Source organism: Psychrobacter sp. ER1, from assembly GCF_048631835.1.
GTDB lineage: Bacteria > Pseudomonadota > Gammaproteobacteria > Pseudomonadales > Moraxellaceae > Psychrobacter.
Genome location: NZ_CP184640.1, coordinates 122,852 through 148,466, shown reverse-complemented (window position 1 = coordinate 148,466; position 25,615 = coordinate 122,852). Strand labels below are relative to the sequence as shown.

General features: G+C 42.2%; 16 protein-coding genes and 3 pseudogenes. 3 read left to right on the top strand and 16 right to left on the bottom strand.

Annotated elements, in window-relative coordinates; genetic code table 11:
* Nucleotides 1-7: 7 nt before the first annotated feature.
* Nucleotides 8-382 (bottom strand): ComEA family DNA-binding protein, encoded by a 375-nt coding sequence (locus ACOBWA_RS00670; protein ID WP_420229918.1) that lies wholly within the window; start codon nt 380-382, stop codon nt 8-10.
* Nucleotides 366-1,220: a nucleoside triphosphate pyrophosphohydrolase gene (gene mazG / locus ACOBWA_RS00665; protein ID WP_420229917.1), complete on the bottom strand. Its 855-nt coding sequence runs from the start codon at nt 1,218-1,220 to the stop codon at nt 366-368. The genes ACOBWA_RS00670 and mazG overlap by 17 nt, the downstream gene beginning before the upstream one ends.
* A gap of 164 nt (nt 1,221-1,384) precedes the next feature.
* Here mazG and ACOBWA_RS00660 point away from each other — a divergent pair, with 164 nt between their 5' ends.
* Nucleotides 1,385-2,872, top strand: a complete 1,488-nt coding sequence (locus tag ACOBWA_RS00660; protein ID WP_420229916.1) for a phosphomannomutase CpsG — start codon at nt 1,385-1,387, stop codon at nt 2,870-2,872.
* 100 nt (nt 2,873-2,972) lie between these two features.
* Here the strand turns inward: ACOBWA_RS00660 and ACOBWA_RS00655 are convergent, their stop codons facing one another.
* From ACOBWA_RS00655 to ACOBWA_RS00645, 3 genes and pseudogenes are all read right to left on the bottom strand, one after another.
* The gene (locus tag ACOBWA_RS00655) at nt 2,973-4,331 is read right to left on the bottom strand and encodes a UDP-glucose/GDP-mannose dehydrogenase family protein (protein ID WP_420230688.1); all 1,359 of its coding nucleotides are present in this window, start codon (nt 4,329-4,331) and stop codon (nt 2,973-2,975) included.
* Between the two features lie 64 nt (nt 4,332-4,395).
* Nucleotides 4,396-5,912: pseudogene (gene pgi / locus ACOBWA_RS00650) on the bottom strand (glucose-6-phosphate isomerase).
* Nucleotides 5,913-6,077: 165 nt separating this feature from the next.
* Nucleotides 6,078-6,911 (bottom strand): UTP--glucose-1-phosphate uridylyltransferase, encoded by an 834-nt coding sequence (locus ACOBWA_RS00645; RefSeq protein ID WP_420229915.1) that lies wholly within the window; start codon nt 6,909-6,911, stop codon nt 6,078-6,080.
* Between the two features lie 379 nt (nt 6,912-7,290).
* Here ACOBWA_RS00645 and ACOBWA_RS00640 point away from each other — a divergent pair, with 379 nt between their 5' ends.
* On the top strand, nt 7,291-8,073 hold the full coding sequence (locus tag ACOBWA_RS00640) for an IS630 family transposase (RefSeq protein WP_420229794.1): 783 nt from the start codon (nt 7,291-7,293) through the stop codon (nt 8,071-8,073).
* Nucleotides 8,074-8,184: 111 nt separating this feature from the next.
* Here the strand turns inward: ACOBWA_RS00640 and sucD are convergent, their stop codons facing one another.
* The 9 genes and pseudogenes from sucD to sdhC all read right to left on the bottom strand — a co-directional run bounded on the left by sucD (nt 8,185) and on the right by sdhC (nt 21,351).
* Entirely contained in the window at nt 8,185-9,060 is an 876-nt protein-coding gene (gene sucD, locus ACOBWA_RS00635; RefSeq protein ID WP_101204626.1) for a succinate--CoA ligase subunit alpha, read from the bottom strand.
* Nucleotides 9,061-9,210: 150 nt separating this feature from the next.
* On the bottom strand, nt 9,211-10,377 hold the full coding sequence (gene sucC / locus ACOBWA_RS00630) for an ADP-forming succinate--CoA ligase subunit beta (protein WP_179798603.1): 1,167 nt from the start codon (nt 10,375-10,377) through the stop codon (nt 9,211-9,213).
* A gap of 158 nt (nt 10,378-10,535) precedes the next feature.
* A complete protein-coding gene (gene lpdA / locus ACOBWA_RS00625; RefSeq protein WP_420229914.1) occupies nt 10,536-11,990 on the bottom strand; it encodes a dihydrolipoyl dehydrogenase in 1,455 nt (484 codons plus the stop codon).
* A gap of 261 nt (nt 11,991-12,251) precedes the next feature.
* The gene (gene odhB / locus ACOBWA_RS00620; protein ID WP_101204629.1) at nt 12,252-13,499 is read right to left on the bottom strand and encodes a 2-oxoglutarate dehydrogenase complex dihydrolipoyllysine-residue succinyltransferase; all 1,248 of its coding nucleotides are present in this window, start codon (nt 13,497-13,499) and stop codon (nt 12,252-12,254) included.
* 154 nt (nt 13,500-13,653) lie between these two features.
* A pseudogene (locus ACOBWA_RS00615) lies at nt 13,654-16,529 on the bottom strand (2-oxoglutarate dehydrogenase E1 component).
* Nucleotides 16,530-17,442: 913 nt separating this feature from the next.
* Nucleotides 17,443-18,153: a succinate dehydrogenase iron-sulfur subunit gene (locus ACOBWA_RS00610; protein ID WP_055123743.1), complete on the bottom strand. Its 711-nt coding sequence runs from the start codon at nt 18,151-18,153 to the stop codon at nt 17,443-17,445.
* Between the two features lie 223 nt (nt 18,154-18,376).
* Nucleotides 18,377-20,227: a succinate dehydrogenase flavoprotein subunit gene (gene sdhA, locus ACOBWA_RS00605; RefSeq protein ID WP_420229913.1), complete on the bottom strand. Its 1,851-nt coding sequence runs from the start codon at nt 20,225-20,227 to the stop codon at nt 18,377-18,379.
* Nucleotides 20,228-20,557: 330 nt separating this feature from the next.
* Nucleotides 20,558-20,962 carry a succinate dehydrogenase, hydrophobic membrane anchor protein gene (sdhD, locus tag ACOBWA_RS00600; protein ID WP_057762261.1) on the bottom strand — a complete coding sequence of 135 codons (405 nt, stop codon included), beginning with the start codon at nt 20,960-20,962 and terminating at the stop codon, nt 20,558-20,560.
* Nucleotides 20,963-20,964: 2 nt separating this feature from the next.
* Nucleotides 20,965-21,351, bottom strand: coding sequence for a succinate dehydrogenase, cytochrome b556 subunit (sdhC, locus tag ACOBWA_RS00595; RefSeq protein WP_082624524.1), 387 nt, complete (start codon nt 21,349-21,351; stop codon nt 20,965-20,967).
* Nucleotides 21,352-22,368: 1,017 nt separating this feature from the next.
* Here sdhC and gltA point away from each other — a divergent pair.
* A pseudogene (gltA, locus tag ACOBWA_RS00590) lies at nt 22,369-23,648 on the top strand (citrate synthase).
* Nucleotides 23,649-23,780: 132 nt separating this feature from the next.
* Here the strand turns inward: gltA and ACOBWA_RS00585 are convergent.
* Together ACOBWA_RS00585 and ACOBWA_RS00580 are read right to left on the bottom strand one after the other, a co-directional pair.
* Nucleotides 23,781-24,713: a hypothetical protein gene (locus ACOBWA_RS00585; RefSeq protein WP_420229912.1), complete on the bottom strand. Its 933-nt coding sequence runs from the start codon at nt 24,711-24,713 to the stop codon at nt 23,781-23,783.
* Nucleotides 24,714-24,933: 220 nt separating this feature from the next.
* Nucleotides 24,934-25,467, bottom strand: coding sequence for a type IV secretion protein Rhs (locus ACOBWA_RS00580; RefSeq protein ID WP_420229911.1), 534 nt, complete (start codon nt 25,465-25,467; stop codon nt 24,934-24,936).
* Between the last annotated feature and the right edge of the window lie 148 nt (nt 25,468-25,615).

The window sequence follows — 25,615 nt, the reverse complement described above, 5'->3', positions numbered from 1 at the left end:
ACCGCCATTAATCACGCACACTTAAACGTCTTTGGTTTTTCTCGACTGTTTTTGCACCGATACCTTTCACCTTTGCCAGCTCATCCACTGTCTTAAAATCGCCAAACATGTCACGATATAAAATTATCGCCTGCGCTTTACTACTGCCGATACCATCTAACGAAACCAGCTCGCCTTCATTGGCTCGATTGATATTGATGACTTTCTGCTTACGCGCTTGTGTAATAGCTTTTTCTTTTGCGATCAAATACTCATAAGCACGCTGAGGGTCGTCAAAACAAGGATCTGCATTGGCATTACTGAGTGCGACCACAGACAATACAAGACTAAAAGCGGTGGTCGTCAGTAAGCTGGCAAATGAGAATTTACGATGAGCGTTCATATTGTTTCGCCGCTTCCCATAGTGCATCCATTTCAGTTATATCGCTGTCTTCTAGTCGCTTGCCAGCGAGTTCTAGCTGCTCCTCAATATAACCAAAGCGAGATTTAAACTTGTGCACGCAGGTTAAGGTTGCTGTCTCTGCATCAAGGTTTAGTTTACGTGCAATGTTCACAAGTGCAAACATACAGTCGCCTAATTCTTTTTCGACCTCTCTGATATTGGCTTTGCTTATATTATATTCAATAGCAGCTGTAGATTTACCTGTTAGCTCATGCTTTAGCTCAGCAATCTCTTCGTCTAGCTTATCCACGGCACCTGCCATGCCTTCCCAATCAAAGCCCAACTTTGACGCTTGCTTTTGTACATCTTGTGCCTGCATTAGTGCGCTACCTGCTTTGACTTGATCTAAGCGACGTTTTGATTTGCCACGTGCTTCGCGTGCCTGCTGCTCCTCGAACTTAATTTCGTCCCAGCGTACTTTTACTGCTGCATCATCTTTGAGCGTTTCGGCTTCAAACACATGCGGATGACGACGAACCAGCTTCTCTTGCAAAGTACTGATAACATCACTCATATCAAAGCGCCCTTGCTCCGCATACATCTGACAATGAAACACCACTTGCAGCAGCACATCGCCAAGCTCACCTTTGATGTCCTCATCATCATCGCTTTGTACCGCTTCGCCTAGCTCGTAAGCCTCTTCAATGGCATACGGAATAAGGCTATGATTGGTTTGCTTTTTGTCCCACGGACAGACTGCCCTTAGTCGTGCCATCAACGTTAACAAATCATCAAGCTGGCCAGTGGCTTCTGGTGTTCCTTGTACTGGTACAGGCACGGTAATTTTTTGTCTGGAATACTCATAAGGGTGGCTCTTATCGTTTTATGTGTTGTTTGCTGATTCGTCTAATAGTTAGTGTATCATTGAACACATCTTAGCTTATAATTGTGCTACTAACCTCTTCATTTTACCACTGCTCATGCGCGAGGAACTTTATCATTATGTCCACTTCTGCGACCACCAACTATCAACCAACCGCAACATTCGACCCTATTACTATCAGCTCATTTAAAGCCTATGACATTCGGGGTGAACTTGGGGTCAATCTCGATGAAGAGATTGCCTACCGTATCGGGCGCGCGTTCGCACAGATTTTATATCAGCGTTATCAGGCAGCAGCTCAAACCCAAGCCGATGATATAGCAACTTTAAAACCTGCTATCGTTATCGGTAGCGATATTCGCCACTCTAGTGAGCAATTAAAACAAGCCGCTATCAAAGGCATCGTTGATGCAGGCGTCGACGTTATTGATTTGGGAATGAGTGGTACGGAAGAAGTATATTTTGCCACCAGTCACTATCAGGCGTTAGGTGGTATTGAGGTTACTGCCAGTCATAACCCTATCAATTATAATGGCCTAAAACTGGTTAAAGAACATTCAAAACCAATCAGCGCTGATGATGGGTTAGCAGAGATTCAAGCACTGGCAGAATCTGGGCAGTTCACTACGAATAATCAATCAGGCAAATTGCAGTTATTGACGGATAAAAGCGCGTACATCGATCATGTTATGACTTTTATTGATACTGATAAACTAAAACCACTCAAACTGGTCGTTAATTCAGGCAATGGTAGTGCAGGTCCTGTGGTCGATTTATTAATTGATAAGTTAGCACAAGCAGAAGCACCGATTGAAGTGATTAAATTGCATCATACACCAGATGGTAGCTTCCCTAACGGCATCCCTAATCCAATGATTGAAGCCAATAGAGTGGCTACCCAGCAAGCCGTTTTGGAAAATAACGCGGATCTTGGCATTGCCTTTGATGGTGACTTTGATCGCTGCTTCCTATTCGATGAACGTGGTGAATTTATCGATGGTAGCTATATCGTCGGTATGCTCGCTCAAGCTTTTTTAAACAAATACCCGAATGAATCAATCGTCTATGACCCACGAGTAATTTATAATACCGAAGCAGTGATAGAAGAACATAATGGTAGGGCTGTCATTAGTAAATCTGGACACTCATTTATCAAGCAAGTCATGCGGGACTCAGGTGCTGTATATGGCGGTGAAATGTCTGCCCATCACTATTTCCGCGACTTCTTCTATTGCGATAGTGGCATGATTCCATGGTTATTGACCATTGAGCTGTTGTCTAACACTGGTAAAACACTGTCTGAATTGGTCACAGGCTATATTGCCGCCTATCCCAGCTCAGGTGAGCTAAACTTTCGTCTTACAACCTATGACGCACCAACAATTATTAGCGCAATTGAAGATAAATTCAGCAACGAGCAACCAGTTAAATCGACACTTGATGGTTTAAGTCTGAATTTTGGCGAATGGCGCTTCAATCTGCGAGCATCGAATACCGAGCCGCTTATCAGATTGAATATCGAAAGTCGCGGTGAGCAACTGTTACTGGCTGCTAAAACTCAAGACATTCAGCAATGGCTAGCAACTCAAGGTGCCGTACCAGCATAAAGTTATTAACCCAGTAAAACAGTTCTGATTATAAGTCAAAAAAGGCTCGCTAACGAGTATTAGCGAGCCTTTTTCTATACAAAGAAAACCTCAAACCAAACTATTTAGTTCGGCCAATACCCATATAGTCACCTACTAAGCTATTAATTTGCGAGCGTGTCAGGGCATTTTGCGCATCAAATACTGGCATGGCTTGTTGATTGATTTGGGCGATATCTAATTGATCTCGCGGTGACCAACTAACGATGAAGATAGCATGGGTATCGCAAAGCTGTTGATAGGGACTAGTAATCAGCTCAAACAATGGCTGTTGCTGATAAAGCTCGGCAAGCTCGTGCTGTGCCTTATCACTATAAACCAGTGTACGAATATTATAAGACCACAGTAATAATAATAACGGATGGATAGCTGAGCCAGCAGTACGTCCTGAACCTGATTTATAACTACCGCCCCAAATCATGACTGTTTTATTATCAATAAAACCATCAAAATATTGCCAGAATTTACGGAATATCAGCTCTTTCTGATCTTCATTAATATGCATAATAGATTGCAATAAAGGCATATCCAAACTGTGTGTACGGCTTGATTGTTGCAATTTAGCCAGCTCAGTGGGCAAAGTATTACCACCGAACCCCCATCCTGCTTTTAGATAACTGCTGCCTACCCGATCATCCAATCCCATAATACGACTGACTTGACTGATATCGACATTTTGACTATCAGCCAAACGTGACATCTCATTCATAAAGCTCACTCTAGTCGCTAGCATTGCCATGATACTACTGCGAGCAAACTCTATCGTTGCGATATCAGCATGATGAGTAGCTCGTGCGTGCTGCATTAAAGGCTTCAACACATTCAAGTGCTGGCTGCTACTAGCTGTCTTTTCACCTAGTAGCCATAACGAAGGATTCAACATCGAGCTATACGCATCGCCGTCCTGTAAGAATACAAATGGCACATAATAGACCCAAGCACGTTGTAAACGCTGAGCCAAATCGGCTACATGGCCTAATTGCTCAATGCCGCTCATAATCACAGGTAGCGCCTGCTGATAGCTGTGATTAAATGCGGTAATCCAACTGTCTTCTGCCCATGCCAGCTTGACACTGTCTAAAAACAACCAATAAAGTGTTACCGTACTTTGAGCATCAGTTTTGTCATGGCCTACTGCTTCATAACCTTTTATTAGCATATCGGCACTAGCTGGTAATTCCTTACTAGTAATAACCTGCTGCTGCTCATACATTTGCCATAGCGCTTGCAGATGATGCTCAAAACTATATTGCTGTATCTGCTGCGTCAGTAGTGTCTTGTCTGCGTAGAGATGCACACGCTGACCGAGACTTGCTAGCACCACTGCACTGGTAATTGCCTCTATGCTGTGACCAATAAGCACACAAACTGTGGAATCAGTTAATTGGTTTGGTTCAGATTCATTATTGTATTTATTCATATGGCTACCATCTAAAACCGTTTCCATGAGCGTGCTTTCCTATATTATTGACACACCACTATCGCTAGGACAGCTGTTTGATACGCTTTAGTAATTGGTCAGTAGATGTATCGAATAGACCTTGAGAATCTTGCTGCACGTGCTGCATAGCATGGTGTACGGAGTCTGCCATTTGCTTACCCATCTCGACGCCCCATTGATCAAACGGATTGATATCCCAGATACTGGCCATGACATAGACCTTATGCTCGTAAAGCGCTATCAATGCGCCTAAGCTATGCGGCGTCAGCTCATCAATCAGTAATGTGGTTGACGGTTGATTCCCACGGTAGTACTTATATTTGTCTGCTTCGGAAACTATCTGTGGATCGACCAGATCCGTCACAGCAGCATTGCCAAATGCCAATACTCGACTTTGTGCCAAACAGTTGGCTAAAGACAACTCGTGCTGTTGTGGCAATGAGGAGTTTTGTGCATCATCACCGTAGCGACGTACGCAAGCGATAAAGTCACAGGAGACCTGCTGCGTACCTTGGTGTAGCAGCTGATAGAATGCATGCTGCGCATTTGAGCCAATTTCACCCCATAGAATTGGACACGTATCATAATCAATATGATCCCCATTCCGAGTAACAGACTTACCATTACTCTCCATCTCTAGCTGGGTAAGATAGCTGGGTAGATAGCCTAGCCTGCCATCATAAGGTAATACAGTATGCGCATTTACTTGTAAAAAGTACTGTTCCAAACAGCTAGCAAGCCTAACAGTACAGGTAAATTGTCGGCAAAGTCAGCTTGTGCAAAATGCTCATCCATACTATGAGCGCCACTTAATAATGCCTTAAAGCCACTCATACCAATACGAATAGCAATGGCAAGTCCTATCGCCGACCATAAAGAAAAGCGCCCGCCGACCCATTCCCAAAGCTGTAACTGATGCTCAGGATGAATTCCCCAAGCACTCATTTTTTCACTATTGGCTGAGATGCCGATGAAGTGTCGACGCAATACACTACCTTCTGTACCTGCACGGAGTTTTGCCGTCGCAAGTAGCCAAGATAATGCTGTCTTAGCATTTGATAAAGTATCAACCGTACCAAAGGATTTGGAAGAGATAATAAATAGTGTGGTCTCAGGATTTAAATGCTTGAGTAGATTATCAAGCTGCGTACCGTCCATATTGGAGACAAAATGCACTTCAATACTGGTATCTGCCCATTCGTCGAGCGCTGTAGTCGCCATGAGTGGGCCAAGATCAGAACCGCCAACCCCGATATTGACAACATCTGTAATTGCCTTGCCAGAAAACCCACGCCACGTGCCATTGCGTACGCGCTCTGAGAGGCGTGCTACTTGTGCCAAACTATGATGTACATCAGCGACGATATTTTGTCCATCGACTTGTAATGTCGCTGTCGCTGGCAATCGTAATGCTGTATGCAACGCAGCACGCTGCTCGCTGGTATTTACCATCGCCCCTTGCAGTAATGAATCAATACGAGCATCCAGCTCACAACTATCGGCCAAACTTAGCAAATTAGACAATACTGTCTGATCAATACGCTGCTTACTAAAGTCCATATACAGTGCACCATCCTGCACACTGAAATGCTTAGCGCGTTTATCATCTTGCGCGAATAACTGTGCAAGCGACCACGGGTGCTTTGCAAGCGTCTGTAGTTGCTGCCAGTATTTAGAATGTCGAGCACTGCTATATGCCTTATTGCCCTTTATCTCATTCATCTGCTATTCATCATCTGCTAATTGCTGCTCGGCGAAGTAGATGAACGCCTGCATATACGAGCGCATATCGCCTGCATCGTAGCTATCACCACGCATGGTCGTGACATGGACACCATATTCACTAATGAGCGCGTCAATCGCATCTGTCAGTTGAATCTCACCACCGACTGAAGCTTTAGTATTGGCTAGATAATCAAATATCTTATTACTAAATACATAGCGCCCTACCACTGCCAGATTGGACGGAGCATCAGCTAAGTTGGGCTTTTCTACAAAACCAGTCACTTTAAAGCTAGCATTAGTATTTATTTCTTCATTAATCTCACTAGTATCACTGAGCTTTTCATCTAGTTGAGCGATACCATACTTATGTACGTCTTCGTCTGCTACTTTATTAACCAATATTTGTGAATGACTATCTGTAGCAAACTGATCCAACATAAAAGCCAAATTATCAGCAGACATGTTAGTGGTAAATGGATCAAGCACGACATCAGGTAACAATACGGCAAAGTCATGCTCACCGATAATTGGTCGCGCTGCCAGTACTGCATGACCCAAACCTAACGCTTTACCTTGACGTATCATCGATACTGTCACATCCTCTGGCAACCAGTTCAAGCTATCAGCCAGCTCATCTTTGCCTTTGTGACGCAATTGATTGTCCAATTCCGCATTTATATCAAAGTAGTTTTCTATAGCGCTTTTTTGCGCATGACCGACCAAGACAATATGCTTGATACCGGCAGCAATAGCCTCTTCGACCACGTAGTGAATAGCAGGGCGATTGCCAAGCGGCAACAACTCTTTTGGCACAGATTTCGACAATGGCAGCATACGGGTGCCAAAGCCTGCGACAGGAATAACAGCGTGAGTGATTTTTTCATAGTTTTTTAGCTATCTTAAAAGATGGTAACTTAATAGTAAGGTTCAATAAGTCTTAGATAGTTCATACTTTCTTAGATTCTACTCTATTCACATGATATCTTAGCAATTATAATCATTCTTAACGTCGAAAATGACAGGTTAAAACCACGATATGAGTAATACAGTGGTATACAGGTGTGAGTGCCAATATAGCCTGCACCACCCGTGACTATAGTCAGTCCAAAATAGAAAAGGTACAATGCTTTTAAACCAAGCAAAGAGAAATATAAAAGATGACCTACTCAGCAGATTTTCGAGCACAAGTTATCAAAAACATTGAGCAAAAGACATGAGCATCCGTCAGGCCTGTATTTTTTATAATATCAGCAAGAGTACACTACAGCGCTGGCTTATAGACCCAAGCATCCAAACGACCAGAGTCAAAACGCCAAGCAGTATACCCAATGAAGCTCTTCTACAAGACGTTAATCAATACCCAGATGACTATCTATATGAGCGAGCTCGTCGTTTAAACTGTAGTAAATCAGGTATTGGCTATGCCTTAAAAAGATTAAATATCAGCCAAAAAAAGACCTTAGCACATCCAAAAGCGTGTTCAATAAAAAGAGCGGTATATAAGAATAAGCTTGATCATTTTAAGCAGCAAGGCTATCCCGTTGTCTATATGGATGAGAGTGGCTTTGAGGCTGAAACTATTCGTCCTTATGGCTACGCACCGATAGGTAAACCTTGTATTGATAGCTATAATTGGCAAGCTAAAAAACGTACCAATGTCATCGGTGCTCTGTATGAAAAGATGCTTTTTGCGCTTGATTACTTTGAGAAAAACATCAATGGCGATATATTCTATGACTGGTGCAAATATACGCTCATTCCAAGCCTTAAAACTAAATGCGTAATCGTCATGGATAATGCCAGCTTTCATAAACGAGTGAAAAGTCTTCTGAATAGGCATGGTCACAGGCTTTTATTTCTACCATCCTATAGTCCTGACTTAAATCCTATTGAAAAGAAATGGGCACAAGCTAAGTTTCTACGACAAGGTTGGATGGAGAATAATCTACCTAAACTATTTCATAATATGGGTTGTACTTCTTTTATTTTGGATTGACTATAGTATTTTATTCTTCATAGAGTTTTAAAGCAAAAAAGACACCCCATTGTAGGGGTGTCCTCTCGATATTTCAATAAAGTTTTGGTAGTTAGTAGACTAATGCCTATCTTACCAACCAGTAACTTCTTTTAGCTTATCGCCAAGTTTAGATGGGTCACGTGTATACGCGATGCCTGCATCTTCAAACGCTTTGAATTTCTCTTCAGCAGTACCTTGACCACCAGAGATGATAGCGCCAGCATGGCCCATACGCTTACCTTCTGGAGCAGTAACACCAGCGATATAACCAACAACTGGTTTAGTTACATGGTCTTTGATATACGCAGCAGCTTCTTCTTCAGCAGTACCACCAATCTCACCGATTAGGATGATAGCTTCAGTCTGTGGATCAGCTTCGAACAGTTTCAATGCGTCAATCTGGTTCATACCAGGAATAGGATCACCACCGATACCGATACAAGTTGACTGACCAAAACCAAGCTTAGTCGTCTGAGCTACGGCTTCATAAGTCAACGTACCAGAGCGTGAGATGATACCCACTTTACCTGGCTGATGGATATGGCCTGGCATGATACCGATTTTGCACTGACCTGGAGTGATAACGCCTGGGCAGTTAGGACCAACTAAACGCACATCGCCAGCTTCTTCAAGATAGCGTTTTGCTTTTAGCATATCGATAGTCGGTACGCCTTCAGTGATCACAACGATCAACTTAACGCCAGCATCGATTGCTTCAACGATAGAATCTAGTACAAATGGTGCTGGTACGTAGATAACAGAAGCGTCAGCTTGAGTCGCTTCCATGGCTTCCGCCATAGTGTTGAATACTGGTAGGCCTAGGTGCGTTTGGCCGCCTTTACCTGGAGTCACACCACCAACAACTTTTGTGCCATATTCGATGGCTTGTTCAGAATGGAACGTACCATTTTTACCAGTAAAACCTTGTACCAATACTTTGGTATCTTTATCGATTAATACACTCATTATATTTTCCTTGTATTCGGTTGTCTTGTAACAGCGGTCTTTATAACTATCATTATCAAATTTTGATAACAAATTTTTATTATGAAAACCACTATTACGATTTGACTACTATGCTTAAGCGTCTATCTCTAAACACTTATGTTTAAAGACTTACGCTTTAACAGCATCGACAATTTTTTGAGCCGCGTCAGATAAACCTTGAGCTGAAATCAATTTCAGACCAGACTCTTCTAGGATTTGTGCGCCTAGCTCAGCGTTGTTACCTTCTAAACGAACAACAACTGGTACTTGTACGTCAACTTCTTTGATAGCAGCGATAATAGCTTCTGCAATCATGTCACAACGTACGATACCACCGAAGATGTTGATTAGAACGCCTTCGACACTGCTGTCTTCTAGGATAATTTTGAACGCTTCAACAACGCGATCTTTAGTTGCACCGCCGCCAACGTCCAAGAAGTTAGCAGGCTTGCCGCCATACAATTTGATGATGTCCATGGTCGCCATTGCAAGACCAGCACCGTTAACCATACAACCGATGTTACCTTCTAGAGCAACATAGTTTAGGTCAAATTCAGCGGCTTTAAGCTCACGCTCATTTTCTTGAGTCTTGTCTTGTAGCGCTGCGATTTTTGGCAGACGATATAGTGCGTTTGAATCGATACCGATTTTGCCATCAACACAAACGATTTCGCCATTTTCACGAACAGCTAATGGGTTGATTTCCATTAGAGCAAAGTCATTTTCAACAAATGCTTTATAAGCGCCAGTCATCAATTTAACGAACTGGTTGATTTGCTTGCCTTCTAGACCAAGTTTGAACGCAACGTCGCGCGCTTGGAAAGGCATCAAACCAACTAAAGGATCAACATGTACTTTAAAGATTTTTTCTGGTGTCTCGTTTGCTACTTCTTCAATATCTACACCACCTTCGGTAGATGCCATGAAGGTTACACGACGAGTCGCACGATCAACTACTGCACCAAGATATAGCTCAGTTTGTACTGGGTACATATCTTCTGCAACCAATACGAAGTTTACTGGCTGACCATCAGCATCAGTTTGGAACGTTACTAGGTTAGTACCGATCAAATCTTCAGCAACTTGCTTAGCTTCTTCACGAGTTTTAACCAGCTTCACACCACCAGCTTTACCGCGACCACCAGCATGTACTTGCGCTTTAATTACCGCAATGTCAGTTGGGGTTTTATCAAAAGCTGCAGCAGCTTCTTCGCCGTTATGAGCGATGATGCCTTCTTGAATTGGCAAACCGTAGCTTTTTAATAGCTCTTTTGCTTGATACTCATGTAAATTCATTGATTGTATCCTTTATTTTTTACAATTAATAAAAAGTGAAATCAAGTGCGCACATGTACATATTAATCATACGTCTGACGCACTCATGATTGTGGCATCACCAAAATAGCGATACCCCAATCAGGTTGTAAATCGATAATAACTAAACGAGCAACTACTTATTTCTTACGTTTTTTGCGCTGGATAGCGTGAATAGCACGGCCATCTGCAGATAGAGCAGCTTCATGCACTGCTTCTGAAATAGTTGGATGAGCAAATGTCATCAACTGCAAATCTTCAATACTAGAAACAAATTCCATCGCGATCATACCTTGATGGACGATATCACCAGCACCAGCAGAGATAGCATGCATACCTAATAGACGATCTGTCTTCGCATCAGCAACTACTTTTACAGAACCTTGCGCTTCACTTTGCGCTAATGCACGACCGTTAGCAGCTAGGTTGAAAGAACCTGTTTTAACTTCATAGCCAGCTTCTTCGGCTTCTTGCTCAGTCAAACCTACCCATGCGATTTCTGGGTGAGTATAAATGACATTGATGATAGTGTCATAGTTAACTTGAGGTTTTTCGCCATGAATACGCTCAACAGCCATCATGCCTTCTTCCATAGCTTTATGCGCAAGCATAGGACCACGGACCAAATCACCGATAGCATAAACGCCATCAAGATTGGTTTTGCACTGATCATTAACATCGATAAGACCGCGTTCAGTCAACGTGATACCGCTGTCATCGCCAAGAAGTTTTTCAGAATAAGCGCGGCGGCCAACACAAACAATTAGCTTATCAAAGCTTTCCTCGCTTGATTCACCTTTGCTTTCGCTAGTGACGACAACTTGGTCACCTTGAACTTCAGCATTGGTTACTTTGGTATCGACACGGATATCAAGACCTTGCTTCTTCAGCATTTTGCCAGCTTCTTTTGAGATGTCTTTGTCAGCAGCAGCTAGGAAACTAGGAAGCGCTTCATACACAACGACCTCGCTACCTAAACGACGCCATACTGAACCAAGCTCAAGACCGATAACACCGGCACCGATAACGCCTAGACGCTTAGGTACTTCGGTGAAATCAAGTGCGCCAGTCGAATCAACGATACGGTCGCCGTCAGTTTTGGCAACAGGAATATCGATAGGTACAGAACCTGCTGCAAGGATAACATTCTTAGCAGTGATCGTCGTTTCGCTATCGTCTTCTAGAGCAGTGAATTTGACTTGCTTATTAGTGCCTTTGCCATCAACTAGCGTACCCCAGCCTTGTAGCCAATCAACGCCATTGCCTTTTAGCAACGCTGCAACACCGCCTGTCAACTGCTTAACGATACCTTCTTTACGCTCTATCATTTTTTCGATATTGATAGCGACATCACCAGTACTGATACCGTGCTCGTCAAGGTCATGCTTAGTAGCTTCGTAACGATGCGAGCTATCGAGTAGGGCTTTTGATGGGATACAACCAACGTTTAAACAAGTGCCGCCAAGTGCTGGCTCACCTTTATAAACGCGCTTTTCGATACAGGCAACACTCATACCGAGCTGGCCTGCACGAATAGCTGCTTCGTAACCACCAGGACCGCCGCCGATGACGACTAAATCATAATTGTCTTTCATAGTACGTTCCTATTTTTAATTGTATGTGTCATTTAAACTGGTTGTTATCTTGCTGATAAATCAGCGTTATCTACACTGAATAGTTAATACACTATGTCAATGAGATAGACTCACTCATCAATAATCGATAGCAAGTCACCATTATTAAATTCATTTGAATACAGTTAACAGCGCATCAAGCGATCGCTGAGTAATAAAAATCATTATCTATACCAAAGTTAAAAAGCTTGTATCAGCGGTTGCCAATACAAGCTTAAAAGCTTACAGGTCTAGTAGTAGCATTGCAGGGTCTTCGACCAACTCTTTGATAGTTACCAAGAACTGTACGGCTTCTTTACCATCAATCATACGATGGTCATAAGATAGTGCTAGGTACATCATTGGTAAGATTTCAACTTTGCCATCGACTGCCATTGGGCGATCATTGATAGCATGCATACCTAGGATAGCAGTTTGTGGTGGGTTCAGAATAGGTGTTGACATCAATGAACCAAATACACCACCGTTAGAGATAGTGAAAGTACCACCAGTCATGTCTTCTAGACCAAGCTTACCTTGCTGTGCTTTACCGCCAAACTCACGGATTGTGCTTTCAACGTCAGCCATGCTCATGCGATCAGTATCACGTAGTACTGGAACAACCAAGCCACGATCTGAAGATACTGCTACACCGATATCATAAAAACCATGATAAACAATGTCATCACCATCTAGTGAAGCGTTTACTGCTGGGAAGCGTTTTAGCGCTTCTGTCGCTGCTTTTACGAATAACGACATAAAGCCTAAACGTACACCATGACGTTTTTCGAACTTCTCTTTATATTTAGCGCGCATGTCCATCAATGGCTTCATGTTCACTTCGTTAAACGTCGTCAACATGGCTGTATCTTGTGATGCTGATAATAGACGCTCAGCAACACGCTTACGAAGACGAGTCATTGGAACACGTTTTTCAGTACGCTCACCCATTGATTCAGCAACAGGACGGCCGCTATCAGACTTGATGCTACTGTCTGATTTCAATGTTGGATTAGCCATATCAGTTTTGGTTACACGACCACCGCGGCCACTACCTTCAACTTCTTTAGGATCTACGCCTGACTCTTTTGCTGCTTTACGAACTGCTGGGCTTTGATCTTTATGATCAGCTTCGCCTTTCTTATCTGTTGCTTGAACAGGCTCGCCACCATCAGCAGCTTGTTTTGCTTGAACTGGCGCAGCTGGTTGGTCTGGATCTACTGCTGGCGCTTCTTCTGCGCTAGCACCAGCACTTGCACCGGCTTCAAACTGAGCGATAAGCTCATCAGACAATACAGTATCGTCAACTTGCTTTACGATTTTGGTCAATACACCATCATCAGGTGCTACAACTTCTAATACAACTTTATCAGTTTCAATTTCAGCCAATAGGTCATCACGATTAACTTGTTGACCTTCAGTGACATGCCACTCAACGATTGTGCCATCGGCAACCGATTCTGGAAAAACGGGGGCTTTGATGTCAGCCATCGATATACTCCTTAGATTTGGGTATTCATACTTATTATTAAGTCGTGATAAGCAGCCGGTAATCTTTTAATAACTTTGCTTATATTTTATTAAAAAACACTGACTGTCATCGCCTGATTCATTTATCTTCTATAATCTTTGATTAGACAAGGTGTTACTGAGCTAATTCATCAACACTTATGCCAAGGCCACCAGCAATGAGTGCTTGCTGTTGTTGAGCATGCAGTTTCGGTGATCCTGTTGCAGGGGCTGCACTAGGAGGACGCGCTACTGGCTCCATGACTTTTGCTTTGGTTGGATGCGGTACGACAATACGGAACATATGCGGTGCTAAATAGTACCAAGCGCCTTGATTCAATGGCTCTTCTTGCGTCCATACGATTTCAGTTAGGTTGCTGTATTTTTCGATTTCAGCGATTAAGCGAGTCTCTGGCAATGGATACAATTGCTCAATACGAACGATAGCCACATGATCGAGACCTAATGCGCGGCGCTGCTCTAACAAATCATAATAAACCTTACCACCACACAGAACCATACGAGTCACTTTATCTGCGTTATGATCGTCCATCTCTGGCAATACCGTCTCAAACTTACCGTTAGCAAGCTCTTCTAGGTTAGAAGTCGCTAGCTTATGACGTAATAAGCTCTTTGGTGACATAACAATCAACGGCTTACGAATAGGACGTACTGCCTGACGACGTAATGCATGATAAATTTGCGCAGGAGTCGTTGGAGTAATGACCTGCATATTGTCTTCAGCACATAGCTGTAAGAAACGCTCTAAACGTGCAGATGAATGCTCAGGGCCTTGACCTTCAAAGCCATGTGGTAGCAACATCGTTAAACCACAAACACGCTGCCATTTGGTCTCGCCACTTGAGATAAACTGGTCAATCACTACCTGAGCACCGTTAACGAAATCACCAAACTGTGCTTCCCAAACGATCAATGCGTTCGGTACAGTGGTCGCGTAACCATATTCAAAAGCTAGTACCGCTTCTTCTGATAACAATGAGTTGTAAGTAGCAAAGCGCGCTTGATTTTCGCTCAAATGAGACAACGGTACATACATGCTGCCATCATTGACATTATATATTTCACTATGACGATGTGAGAAAGTACCACGGCCAACATCTTCACCAGTAATACGTACTAGTACGCCGTCATTATCAACCAATGATGCATAAGCCAATGTCTCAGCTGCACCCCAGTTAAGAGGCTCTTCGCCCGTTTGCATCGCTAGACGCTGCTCAACAACTTTTTGAACCTGACGCTGTAGCTTATAACCTTCTGGCATTTCGGCCATACGGCGTCCATAACCTTTGAGCTTTTCGATATCAACACTGGTATCCCAGTCATCAACCAAGTCATGACCTAGATAAGGTTTCCAATCTACAAACAGCTGCTCGTTAGGCTCTTGAACCAGTGAGCTAACAACATAATCACCACGGTCTAACGACTCACGATAGTCATCTTCGTACTGTTTCTCTTCTTCGGCATTCAAGATACCTTCTGCGATAAGCTTCTGCGCATACAGAGTACGAGTAGTTGGAAGCTTCTTAATAACAGCATACATCAATGGCTGAGTTGCAGATGGCTCATCTGCCTCGTTATGGCCATTACGACGATAGCAGAACAAATCAATGATGATGTCTTTGTCAAACTTATGACGATAATCTAATGCTAACTGAGCGGCAAATACGACTGCTTCAGGATCATCACCGTTTACATGTAGGATAGGAGCATGAACCATCTTAGCAACATCAGTACAATATTCAGTTGAACGAACATCTTCTTGACGGCTGGTAGTAAAGCCAACTTGGTTATTGATCACGATATGCACAGTACCGCCAGTGGTATAAGCACGGGTCTGTGACATTTGGAAGGTTTCTTGGACTACACCTTGACCAGCAAAAGCAGCATCACCATGAATCACGATAGGTAATACTGAATTACCACCAGTATTATCTAGTAATGGCTGATCGTTACGACGTACTTGACGGGCACGTACTGAGCCTTGTAATACTGGAGCTACAATTTCAAGATGCGATGGGTTAAATGCTAAAGCCAAATGCGCTTCGCCCCTGGTGTCATCACATTAGATGAAAAACCATTGTGGTATTTAACGTCACCTGAGCCTTTTTCTGGCTGTACCTTACCATCAAACTCATCAAACAAATCTGCAGGGTTTTTACCTAAGATGTTGACTAGTAGGTTTAGGCGGCCACGGTGAGCCATACCAATGACCATTTCTTTTGTGCCATACCCACCAGCACGTTGAATGATTTCATTGATAGCAGGAATGAAGCTCTCGCCGCCTTCCAAACCAAAACGCTTAACACCCGTATATTTACGAGCAAGATATTTTTCTAGACCTTCAGCAGCCGTCAAGCGCTCAAGAATAGATAAACGTTTTTCTTTATCAAATTTGATATAACCTAGATTGGTTTCTAGGTATTCTTCCATCCAGCGTTTTTCTGTACTGGTAGTAACGTGCATGTACTCGACACCGATATGGCCACAGTAAACACGTTCCATGATTTCGATGATTTCGCGCAATGTCGCTTCATCTTTACCGATGACTAAATCATTGGTCGGGAATACGGTATCAAGATCAGCTTCTGACAAATTATGATAAGCAAGCGTCAAGTCTTCTACTTCTGCACGTGGATGCAAATCTAAAGGATCAAGTTTGGCACGGCGATGACCGCGACGACGATATGCTGAGATTAGTTGCTGTACGCCCATCTGCTTAGGATCACAGTTGGCAGAGCCGCTAGAGTCGGTATCAGTACTGCTACTCTTATTTGCCGTTTGATTACGAGCAAGTAGTAAGAACTGATCTTTGATAGCGTTATGCTGAGCATCGTTCTGCGACTTATACTGTTCAAAGTACGTTTGCCAGTCAGTATCAACACTATCAGGGTCTGTTAGGTATTGCTCGTAGAGAGCTTCTATATAGTTGGCGTTATCGGCAGCCAGTTCAGTATGTACTTGGCCAGATTTTTCTTTGGTTATACTATTCATAATAATCGTCTATTTGATAGATAAATGAATGGAATCGTGCTTATTATTGTGTCAGTCGTTGTATGCTCAGGTAGTTAGACAATGTGTCATATCCTGTTAAATACTATTCGATAAAACACTTTTATCCCTAAGTATTGCCATCACCATAGAATGTTGCTGTCATTGTCTACAAGAGCAAGTGATGCTAAATAGTGGTAACAAGTCTTATTGCAATACCCGTCTAAAAATAAAACTATTTGTGAACGCTCAGTTTTCTTATCTAGCTCGTTTCACAACATTAATTTATATATACTTCTTTGAGTCATAACCAATCCATTAATGATAAGCTATTAATAGATAATTATATTTTCAGCTAACCTATAAACTGGTTATTGATGCTGAATTACCCTAAATTTGCTGATAAATTCTGCCTTTTCAGACAGACATACATTGCTGTATAGATTATCATGCCCATTTTTTTCGACATAGTTTGTTTATTCAATACTAGGTATTTATGTAATGAATATCTATCATCAATTATAAACGCATAATCATTGTGCGCATAGTATTTTAGCCCGATAATGTCATAATGTGTTTAAACAATACATATTAAGCGCTAAAAAAGACACTTTAACCATCTCATTAAATACCAAAGCAATTATACCAAAATTCGACTATGTCTATATTCGATTATATAGGGTGATTGTCTATATATTATTTCTTCTTACATACGACCAACGTATTGACCATACAGTTTTACTCATAAATCATTTAATACCTATTTTTCAATAGGCTAAATTCACCATACTTTTAAATAACAAGCCAACTATAAACAGTAGTAAATCTATATATCAGCTTTTTAACTAACAAAAACACCACCTAATGAATAGGTGGTGTTTTTCGTATAGTAACTATAAATATCAATTACTTATGCTTAACCAGCTTGGTCAATCAACATATTACGTAAGTGACCGATCGCTTTAGTCGGATTCAAGCCTTTTGGACAAACTGATACACAGTTCATGATACCGCGGCAACGGAACAAGCTAAACGGATCGTCTAAGCGAGCTAAACGTGCTTGAGTATCACCGTCACGGCTATCAGCAACGAAGCGATAAGCATGCAGTAATGCTGATGGACCTAGGAACTTATCAGGGTTCCACCAGAAAGATGGACAACTGGTTGAACAACAAGCACATAGAATACATTCGTATAGACCGTTCAGTTTTTCACGCTGTTCAGGCGACTGTAGACGCTCAGTTGGCGGTGCTGGCTGATCATTAATTAAGTATGGATGTACTTTCTCATACTGCTCATAGAACTGGTTCATATCAACAACCAAGTCACGAACCACTGGCAAACCAGGTAGCGGACGAACCGTTACTTTTTCTGGTAGCGTGTTCATGTTGATTAGACATGCCAAACCGTTCTTACCATTGATATTCATCCCGTCAGAGCCACAAATACCTTCGCGGCAAGAGCGACGGAAAGTAAGTGTTTCGTCTTCTTTCTTTAGGCGTAATAGTACGTCAAGCAACATACGATCTGAATCAAGTAGCTCAATCGTATAAGTTTGCATGCGTGGCGCTGCGTCCAGATCAGGATCGTAGCGATAGATTTCGATGGTGCGAGTACCTCGGCTCATAATGCTAAACTCCACACGTAGGTGATGGCGGGCATACAAAGATTGCAACATATTTGCGCTAGCTATTAATCAGTACTGATAACCAATATCGAATACCAATTAATAGCGTCGTAGCGCTGGCATGAGCATGTAGCTGGCGGTCACCTTTTTAATAAATTAATAAGGGATAAAACGTTAACACTGCTGTTATCTATCAACTATATATAAAGTATGCAGTCTAGAATTAGTAGACGCGAACTTTTGGTTCGATATAATCAACAGTTAATGGCACTTTACGTACTGGCTTATAAATGATGCGATTGCCTTCAGAGTACCATAAAGTATGCTTCATCCAATCGTGGTCATTACGACCGTTAGGTGCGTAATCATCATCTTCTGGACGATCATAGTCAGATACACTGTGCGCGCCGCGGCTTTCATGACGCTTCGCTGCAGATATCATTGTCGCTTTGGCTACTTCATACAAGTTAGCAACTTCGAATGCTTCAATACGTGCTGTGTTGAACACTTGTGATTTATCGCCAAGATGGATCTTGTCGATCTTTTCACCTAGCGCTAAAATTTTCTCAACGCCTTCGTCCATCATCGCTTGCGTACGGAATACACTAGCGTGCTTTTGCATCGTAGCACGAATCTCATCAGCCACGTCTTGCGCGTTGTAGCCTTCAGTAGACTGTTGTAGTTTGTCTAAACGCTTCACTGTAAAATCAAGTACGCGTGGATCAAGCGGCTTATAGTTATGATCTGCATGATGGAACTCATCAACAATATGCTTACCAGCTGCGCGGCCAAATACCAATAGATCTAGCAGAGAGTTCGTACCTAGACGGTTAGCACCATGTACACTGACACAAGCACATTCACCGATTGCATAAAGACCTTTAACGACGTTGCCTTTAGCATATAGGCCGTCTTCATCAGTACCTGCGTCTAGATCCGGTACAATCACTTGACCATGAATAGTGGTTGGAATACCGCCCATCATGTAGTGAATGGTTGGGATTACTGGAATTGGCTCTTTAGTGATGTCAACGTTAGCGAAGTTTTTACCAATCTCAAATACTGATGGTAGACGCTTCATGATGGTTTCAACACCTAAATGCGTCATATCCATTACGATATGATCAGCATTAGGACCACAACCACGGCCTTCTTTGATTTCTTGGTCCATTGAGCGCGATACGAGATCACGTGGTGCCAAGTCTTTCACGGTTGGTGCATAACGCTCCATGAACGCTTCGCCATCTTTATTACGCAAGATAGCACCTTCACCACGGCAACCTTCAGTCAATAGTACACCTGCACCATGAACACCAGTTGGGTGGAACTGCCAGAACTCCATATCTTGTAATGGAATACCAGCACGTACTGCCATGCCAATACCGTCACCAGTATTGATATAAGCATTGGTAGAAGCTGCGAAGATACGACCAGCACCACCTGTCGCTAGGACAGTAATTGGTGACTGGAATACTGCAATCGTACCCGTCTCTTGCTCAAGCGCGACGACACCGTTGATGTTACCCACTTCGTCTTTGATCAAATCAAGCGCGATCCACTCGATAAAGAACTCAGTGCCTTGCTCTAGGTTTTTCTGATATAGCGTATGTAATAGTGCATGACCTGTACGGTCAGCAGCAGCACAAGCACGTTGTACTGCTTTTTCGCCATAGTTAGACGTGTGACCACCGAACGGACGCTGATAAATCGTACCGTCTTCGTTACGGTCAAACGGCATGCCCATGTGCTCAAGCTCATAGACTACTTTTGGCGCCTCACGACACATATATTCGATAGCGTCTTGGTCACCCAACCAATCTGATCCTTTAACGGTATCATAGAAGTGGAAGTGCCAGTTATCATTGCTCATGTTACCCAAACTTGCACCGATACCACCCTGAGCGGCAACCGTGTGCGAACGCGTTGGGAATACTTTGGTTAGGACTGCAACCTTCATGCCCGCTTCCGCTAAATGCAATGAAGCACGCATACCTGAGCCGCCGCCACCAACGATAACTGCATCGTAGTTTAGGGTCTTGATATTACTAATGGTATTGTCTTGTCTAGTTGCCATTACGGTTTTCCTAATGCCTGTTAATGCGTAAAAGTAAATCAAAGACTTTTTGAGACATCTCTATTACAGCTATAAAGGCTTACTATTTGGCCATTTCTAAGCTTATAAAATAAAGAGTATTAATAGTCGTTAACCACTTAATTTGCATATCTATCGTTATACTGAACTAAGCCTACTCAACTATAATCAGATTAGCTGATCAGTAATGCTAGTCCAATGCTATGACTATTCTTGGCTATCAACGGATGACTCTAAAATACTTTGCCAACTAATGTATCAGTTGGATGCATCCGTCGTTATATATAGATATCAGAGCTTTTTATGAGATGGTTAAACGGCAGCGATACCGAAACCGTTACCCCAAAAAATCATGATGCCCCAAAATAGAAATACTAAAATAGCGATAATCATCAATGACTGTAGTACTAAACGTAAACCTGCTGCGCTTGAGCCTAGTTTGCCCGTCGTAATATAGTCAGTAAATACTGTCCACATCCCAACCCAAGCATGACCAGCTAGTGCAAGTACGGCAACCAAGCTGAATAGACGCATCGGTAGGCTGGTCATAAATGATGACCATTCAACAAAAGTGACATCGCCATGGGTCAAAAAGAAGCCCAGCAACACCACACTATAAACGGCTAAAACAACAGCACTAATACGCTGAATAATCCAATCACGTGAGCCTGAACCTGTCAGACCAGTAGCACTTTTGATTCCTGAATCATTTTTTATCATTAGAACATCACCCATACAAATGACGCGACAACTAAAATCGCTGCAATCACAAAACTGACCATAGAGGCAGTGCGGCCAGATTTTAGCTCTTCGTTCATGCCCATATCAGCAAATAAATGTTTGATACCCATCACAAAATGATATGCAATGGCGGCAACAAATATCCATGCTAAAAAGCGCACAAGTACGTTGTCAAATACGGTTGCAAAACTCTCAGGCGATGCCAATGAGTTCTGTAGTATCCATAACATGACAGGAATCAATAAAAATAAAATAATGCCAGAGATACGATGCAAGATAGAGGCGATCGCGATCGGTGAGCGATTAACGCTAATCACTTGGCTTAAAGGCAGATCAATAGGTCGGTTGCTTTTCACAGCGGGCATCCTTTTGCGGTTATACTCCTGTATCTGCTATCAACGCCTGACATAAATAGTGCCAATTGAGCATTGAGCAACACACGAGACGAATAAAGTAAGGAAGAGCTAGCTGACTTCGTTTAGTTTGCGCTAAATATGAAGAAAGGATCATGTATATAAAGGTATTGATAGACTGTTCAATGTCGCTTGTCGAATCGACAGGCCTATCAAACAACCTATCTATTATACAACAAAGAGAATAAACATGAGTAACATCGACTAACCAGTCTATTTTAGAGGTCGTATGAATAGTAAGACAACGTTACTATGTCTTCTATATCAGAGCAGACCTTATATTAGGCACTTGAAATCCTATGCCAAGCAAATAAAAAAGATTGGTTAAGAAGAAAGTTCAAACCATAAAATGCGGTTTGGTCTATCGTAACATCAGACAATCGTAAACAAGCATGAATAGAAGACGCTCTGAACGACACTATAACATGGTCATTTATTAATTCGCGCAAAGCTAGTGCCAGTTAATTCCTACAATTATAAAATGCCTGAGCAATAATTACAAATTTATCCATTCAGTAAGAATATATACATATTTAATCAATAAATGAATGGATAAGGATAATACTGGTTTTAACAGTGATTATTATGACAAACTTTAATCCGCTTACTAGGCATAGTCTGCCAGTTTTTAGTGTCATTATTTATGAGTTTTGTCTCTAAAATATATTTAGAAACCCAAAATATTGCTCTGATAATGCTGCTATAAACTTGCTCAAAAACAGAGGAATTTTAAGCAAAATAACCTGACAGACATATTTTGATACAAAAATTACAGCGAATAACTACCGCCACACCGCGCCAATTGGACACATGGTCCATAAAAGTTTTTTCAAATCATCAAGAATTGCTGCTAATATACCCTGCGTACTAAATGAGTTGAATGCACTTTTACCGTTCAACCGACAATGACGCGAGGGTATGCGTCTGTAGTAATTTATTCTAACAAGTCAAACCAATGGAGAGCAATTTATGGCTGATACTAATGCCAAACTAACCGTGAATGGTGAAGAATACGAACTTCCTATTATTAAAGGTACTTTAGGGCGCCCAGTTATCGATATTGCTGCTTTACAAGAATCAGGATTTTGGTCTTATGACCCTGGTTTTAAAGTAACTGCTCCAGTTGAATCAAAGATTACTTATATTGATGGTGGCAAAGGCGAGTTATTACACCGCGGCTACCCTATCGACGAGCTAGCGAACAACGCTGAATACCTAGAAGTTGCTTATGCACTTTTACATGGTGACCTACCTACTGCTGAGCAAAAGCAGACTTTTTTGAAAAAATCCGCGAGCATACTGCTGTTCATGATCAATTGCGTAAGTTCTTTGAAGGCTTCCGCCGTGACGCGCATCCAATGGCTATCATGGTTGGTGTCGTTGGTGCCTTATCAGCGTTCTATCATGAAGACCTAGACGTAAGCAATGAAGAACATCGCGAAATCACAGCGATTCGTTTGATTGCTAAGATGCCTACGCTTGCTGCGATGAGTTATAAATACTCACAAGGCGAACCGTTCATGTATCCGCGTAACGACTTTAACTACGCAGAAAACTTCTTATACATGATGTTTGCAACGCCTGCTGACGTAGACTACGAGAAAAACGACGTTATCACTCGCGCAATGGACAAAATCTTTACTTTGCACGCTGACCATGAGCAAAACGCCTCTACCTCAACGGTACGTTTAGCTGGTTCTACTGGTGCAAACCCTTATGCATGTATCGCTGCTGGTATCGCAGCCCTTTGGGGACCATCACATGGCGGCGCGAACGAAGCTGTTCTTGAGATGCTAGACGAAATCGGTACTGTTGAGAACGTGCCTGAGTTCATGGAAAAAGTGAAGAGCCGTGAAGTGAAGCTAATGGGCTTTGGTCACCGTGTTTACAAAAACTTTGATCCACGCGCTCAAGTAATGAAAGAGACTTGTGATGAAGTACTAGAAGCACTAGGTATCAACGATCCTAAGCTTGAATTGGCAATGGCACTAGAGAAAATTGCGCTAGAAGACCCGTTCTTCATCGAGCGTAACCTATATCCAAACGTTGATTTCTACTCTGGCATCATCTTGAAAGCCATTGGTATCCCAACGTCAATGTTTACCGTAATCTTTGCATTGGCTCGCACTTCAGGTTGGATCAGCCATTGGTTAGAAATGCACAGTGCACCGTTCAAAATCGGTCGTCCACGTCAGTTATACACTGGTGAAACGCGCCGTGATTTTGTAAAAGTTGAAGATCGCAAGTAAGCACAAATAATCGTTATCCAATAAAAAATCCCGCCATCGTGCGGGATTTTTTATTCTCTTAACTCTCGTTATTTGATATTGATTGTTTTATGAGAAATGATGAATTCAATCAATTTATAAAAGTATAGTCAGTTACTGAAACTCTTTTAACGTTTGCTCATATTTGGCAATCTGCTCATCGTATCCTTCGATAGTTTCATTAAATTTAGCCATTAAAGCTTCAAACTCTTGTTGCTGCTTCTGTTTCATTTGCTGCATATCAACCACTTGCTGGGCTTCTATTTGTTCCCATACCTGATGCTGAATGATTAAACGGGCAAGCGCCGGACTTTTTGCACTTACTCTACCAGCAATCTCTGCATGCTCAAATAGCTGCGGAACCAAGGTCGCCATATTGATTAATGTATCAGAATCCTCTGCACTAAGCGGTATTGTCACTGGTTGATACAAGGCATCCATGGTTTGCTGATAGCGTTCTATAATTTGGTCCTCGGTCAACATAACAGGTTTACGCGGCTCAAGACTGATGCGTTTTAAAACCGTTAAGTCACGCTCACCAACTTCAGTGCTAGTATTGACGTCAGCCTCTGCATCTACATTCGTATTATTGTCTATCGGGGCGATATCGATATTCGATGACGCCACTTCTTCAGAACTGGTAGCAGTAGTATTCGCAATGGGAGCGGTATCATCGGTCGCTACTTCGTTATTACTATCTGTATTTTCATTATTATTAGTATTCAGTAATAAAAGCTCCTCACTGTCTGACGCATCTGCCGCTTGCAATGACTCATATTCCGCTTGCAATCGTCTCTGTAAACTCTGCGCCTGTGCGACATATATCGGCTGAAATTGTTTTATGCGCGCAGCAGCTGAGTCACTTTTTGGCATAGGCTGACTGTCTTCTACGCTTGTTTTTTCACTGGTTTGACTGTCATCAGCTACAGGCAATGTTTCAGACTGCTGACAACCTGTCAAAAACAATACTCCTGACAGTGCGGCTACAAGCAAGGTCGATGGATATCGAGTATCAACATTAGGCTTTACTGACAAAAATTTAAACATGAGAGTATATATCCTTTGGTAAAGCAAAATTATTAAAGGGTAAATTACAATTACGGTTCATTGTTTTTTGATTTTTAGCAATACAATTAACTGTTAAATCGTCCAATATAGTTATCCAGTATTTATCCAATTGACCTGTATCTCAATTGCTATATAGTTTAATCGTTCTATAGCTCGGTTAGGACTTCTCATAAGCCAAGCTTACTATTACTTTTAAAAATTAGATGACTGATGCATCATCAGTACTTTCTGCCTTAACAATAGACTGCACCGTCAAGAACGGAATACAAGCTTCCCACTCTTGGCAGTTCTGACCATGATGACGACGTACAAAATAGTCTTGTACTATGCGTGCCTGCTGCTCAATACCATACTTAAAAAATGATTTGCCTGTTTCTAACACGTAGTCGTATTTTCGGTTGATAATTGCTCCGCGTACCACTTTTAAGCCTTGCTGTAACTGCCATACGTGCGTTAGCTCATGTATAAGCCAGCTTTGTTTGCTCAATGGAGCTTCGCTAAAATCCGTAATCCAATCGACTGAGTTAAAATAAATATTGCCATTGGGGCTGACTGCATAATGTTTTAGTACCCACCATGCTGTCTTTAACTGCACTTCGTCGAGTTTGATACTATTACCAAATACTGAATGCGCCAATGCTATTTCGCCAGCTGTCAGATAACGTGACTGCTGCTTGCCCGTATCACTACGCAAGTAACGATTGAATAAGCGTTTAAGAGTCGGTTCAGACATCGTTAATGCAATACCTTATATTTGATAAGCCATTTTTAGTGTTTAATAGTTAACAGTCGCAATTAGCCAACCTTTCCCATCAATACGGTAGAACTGTTAATAGTAGAGCCATTAATATAGGTCAATGACGAAAACTAAAGTGTTCGGG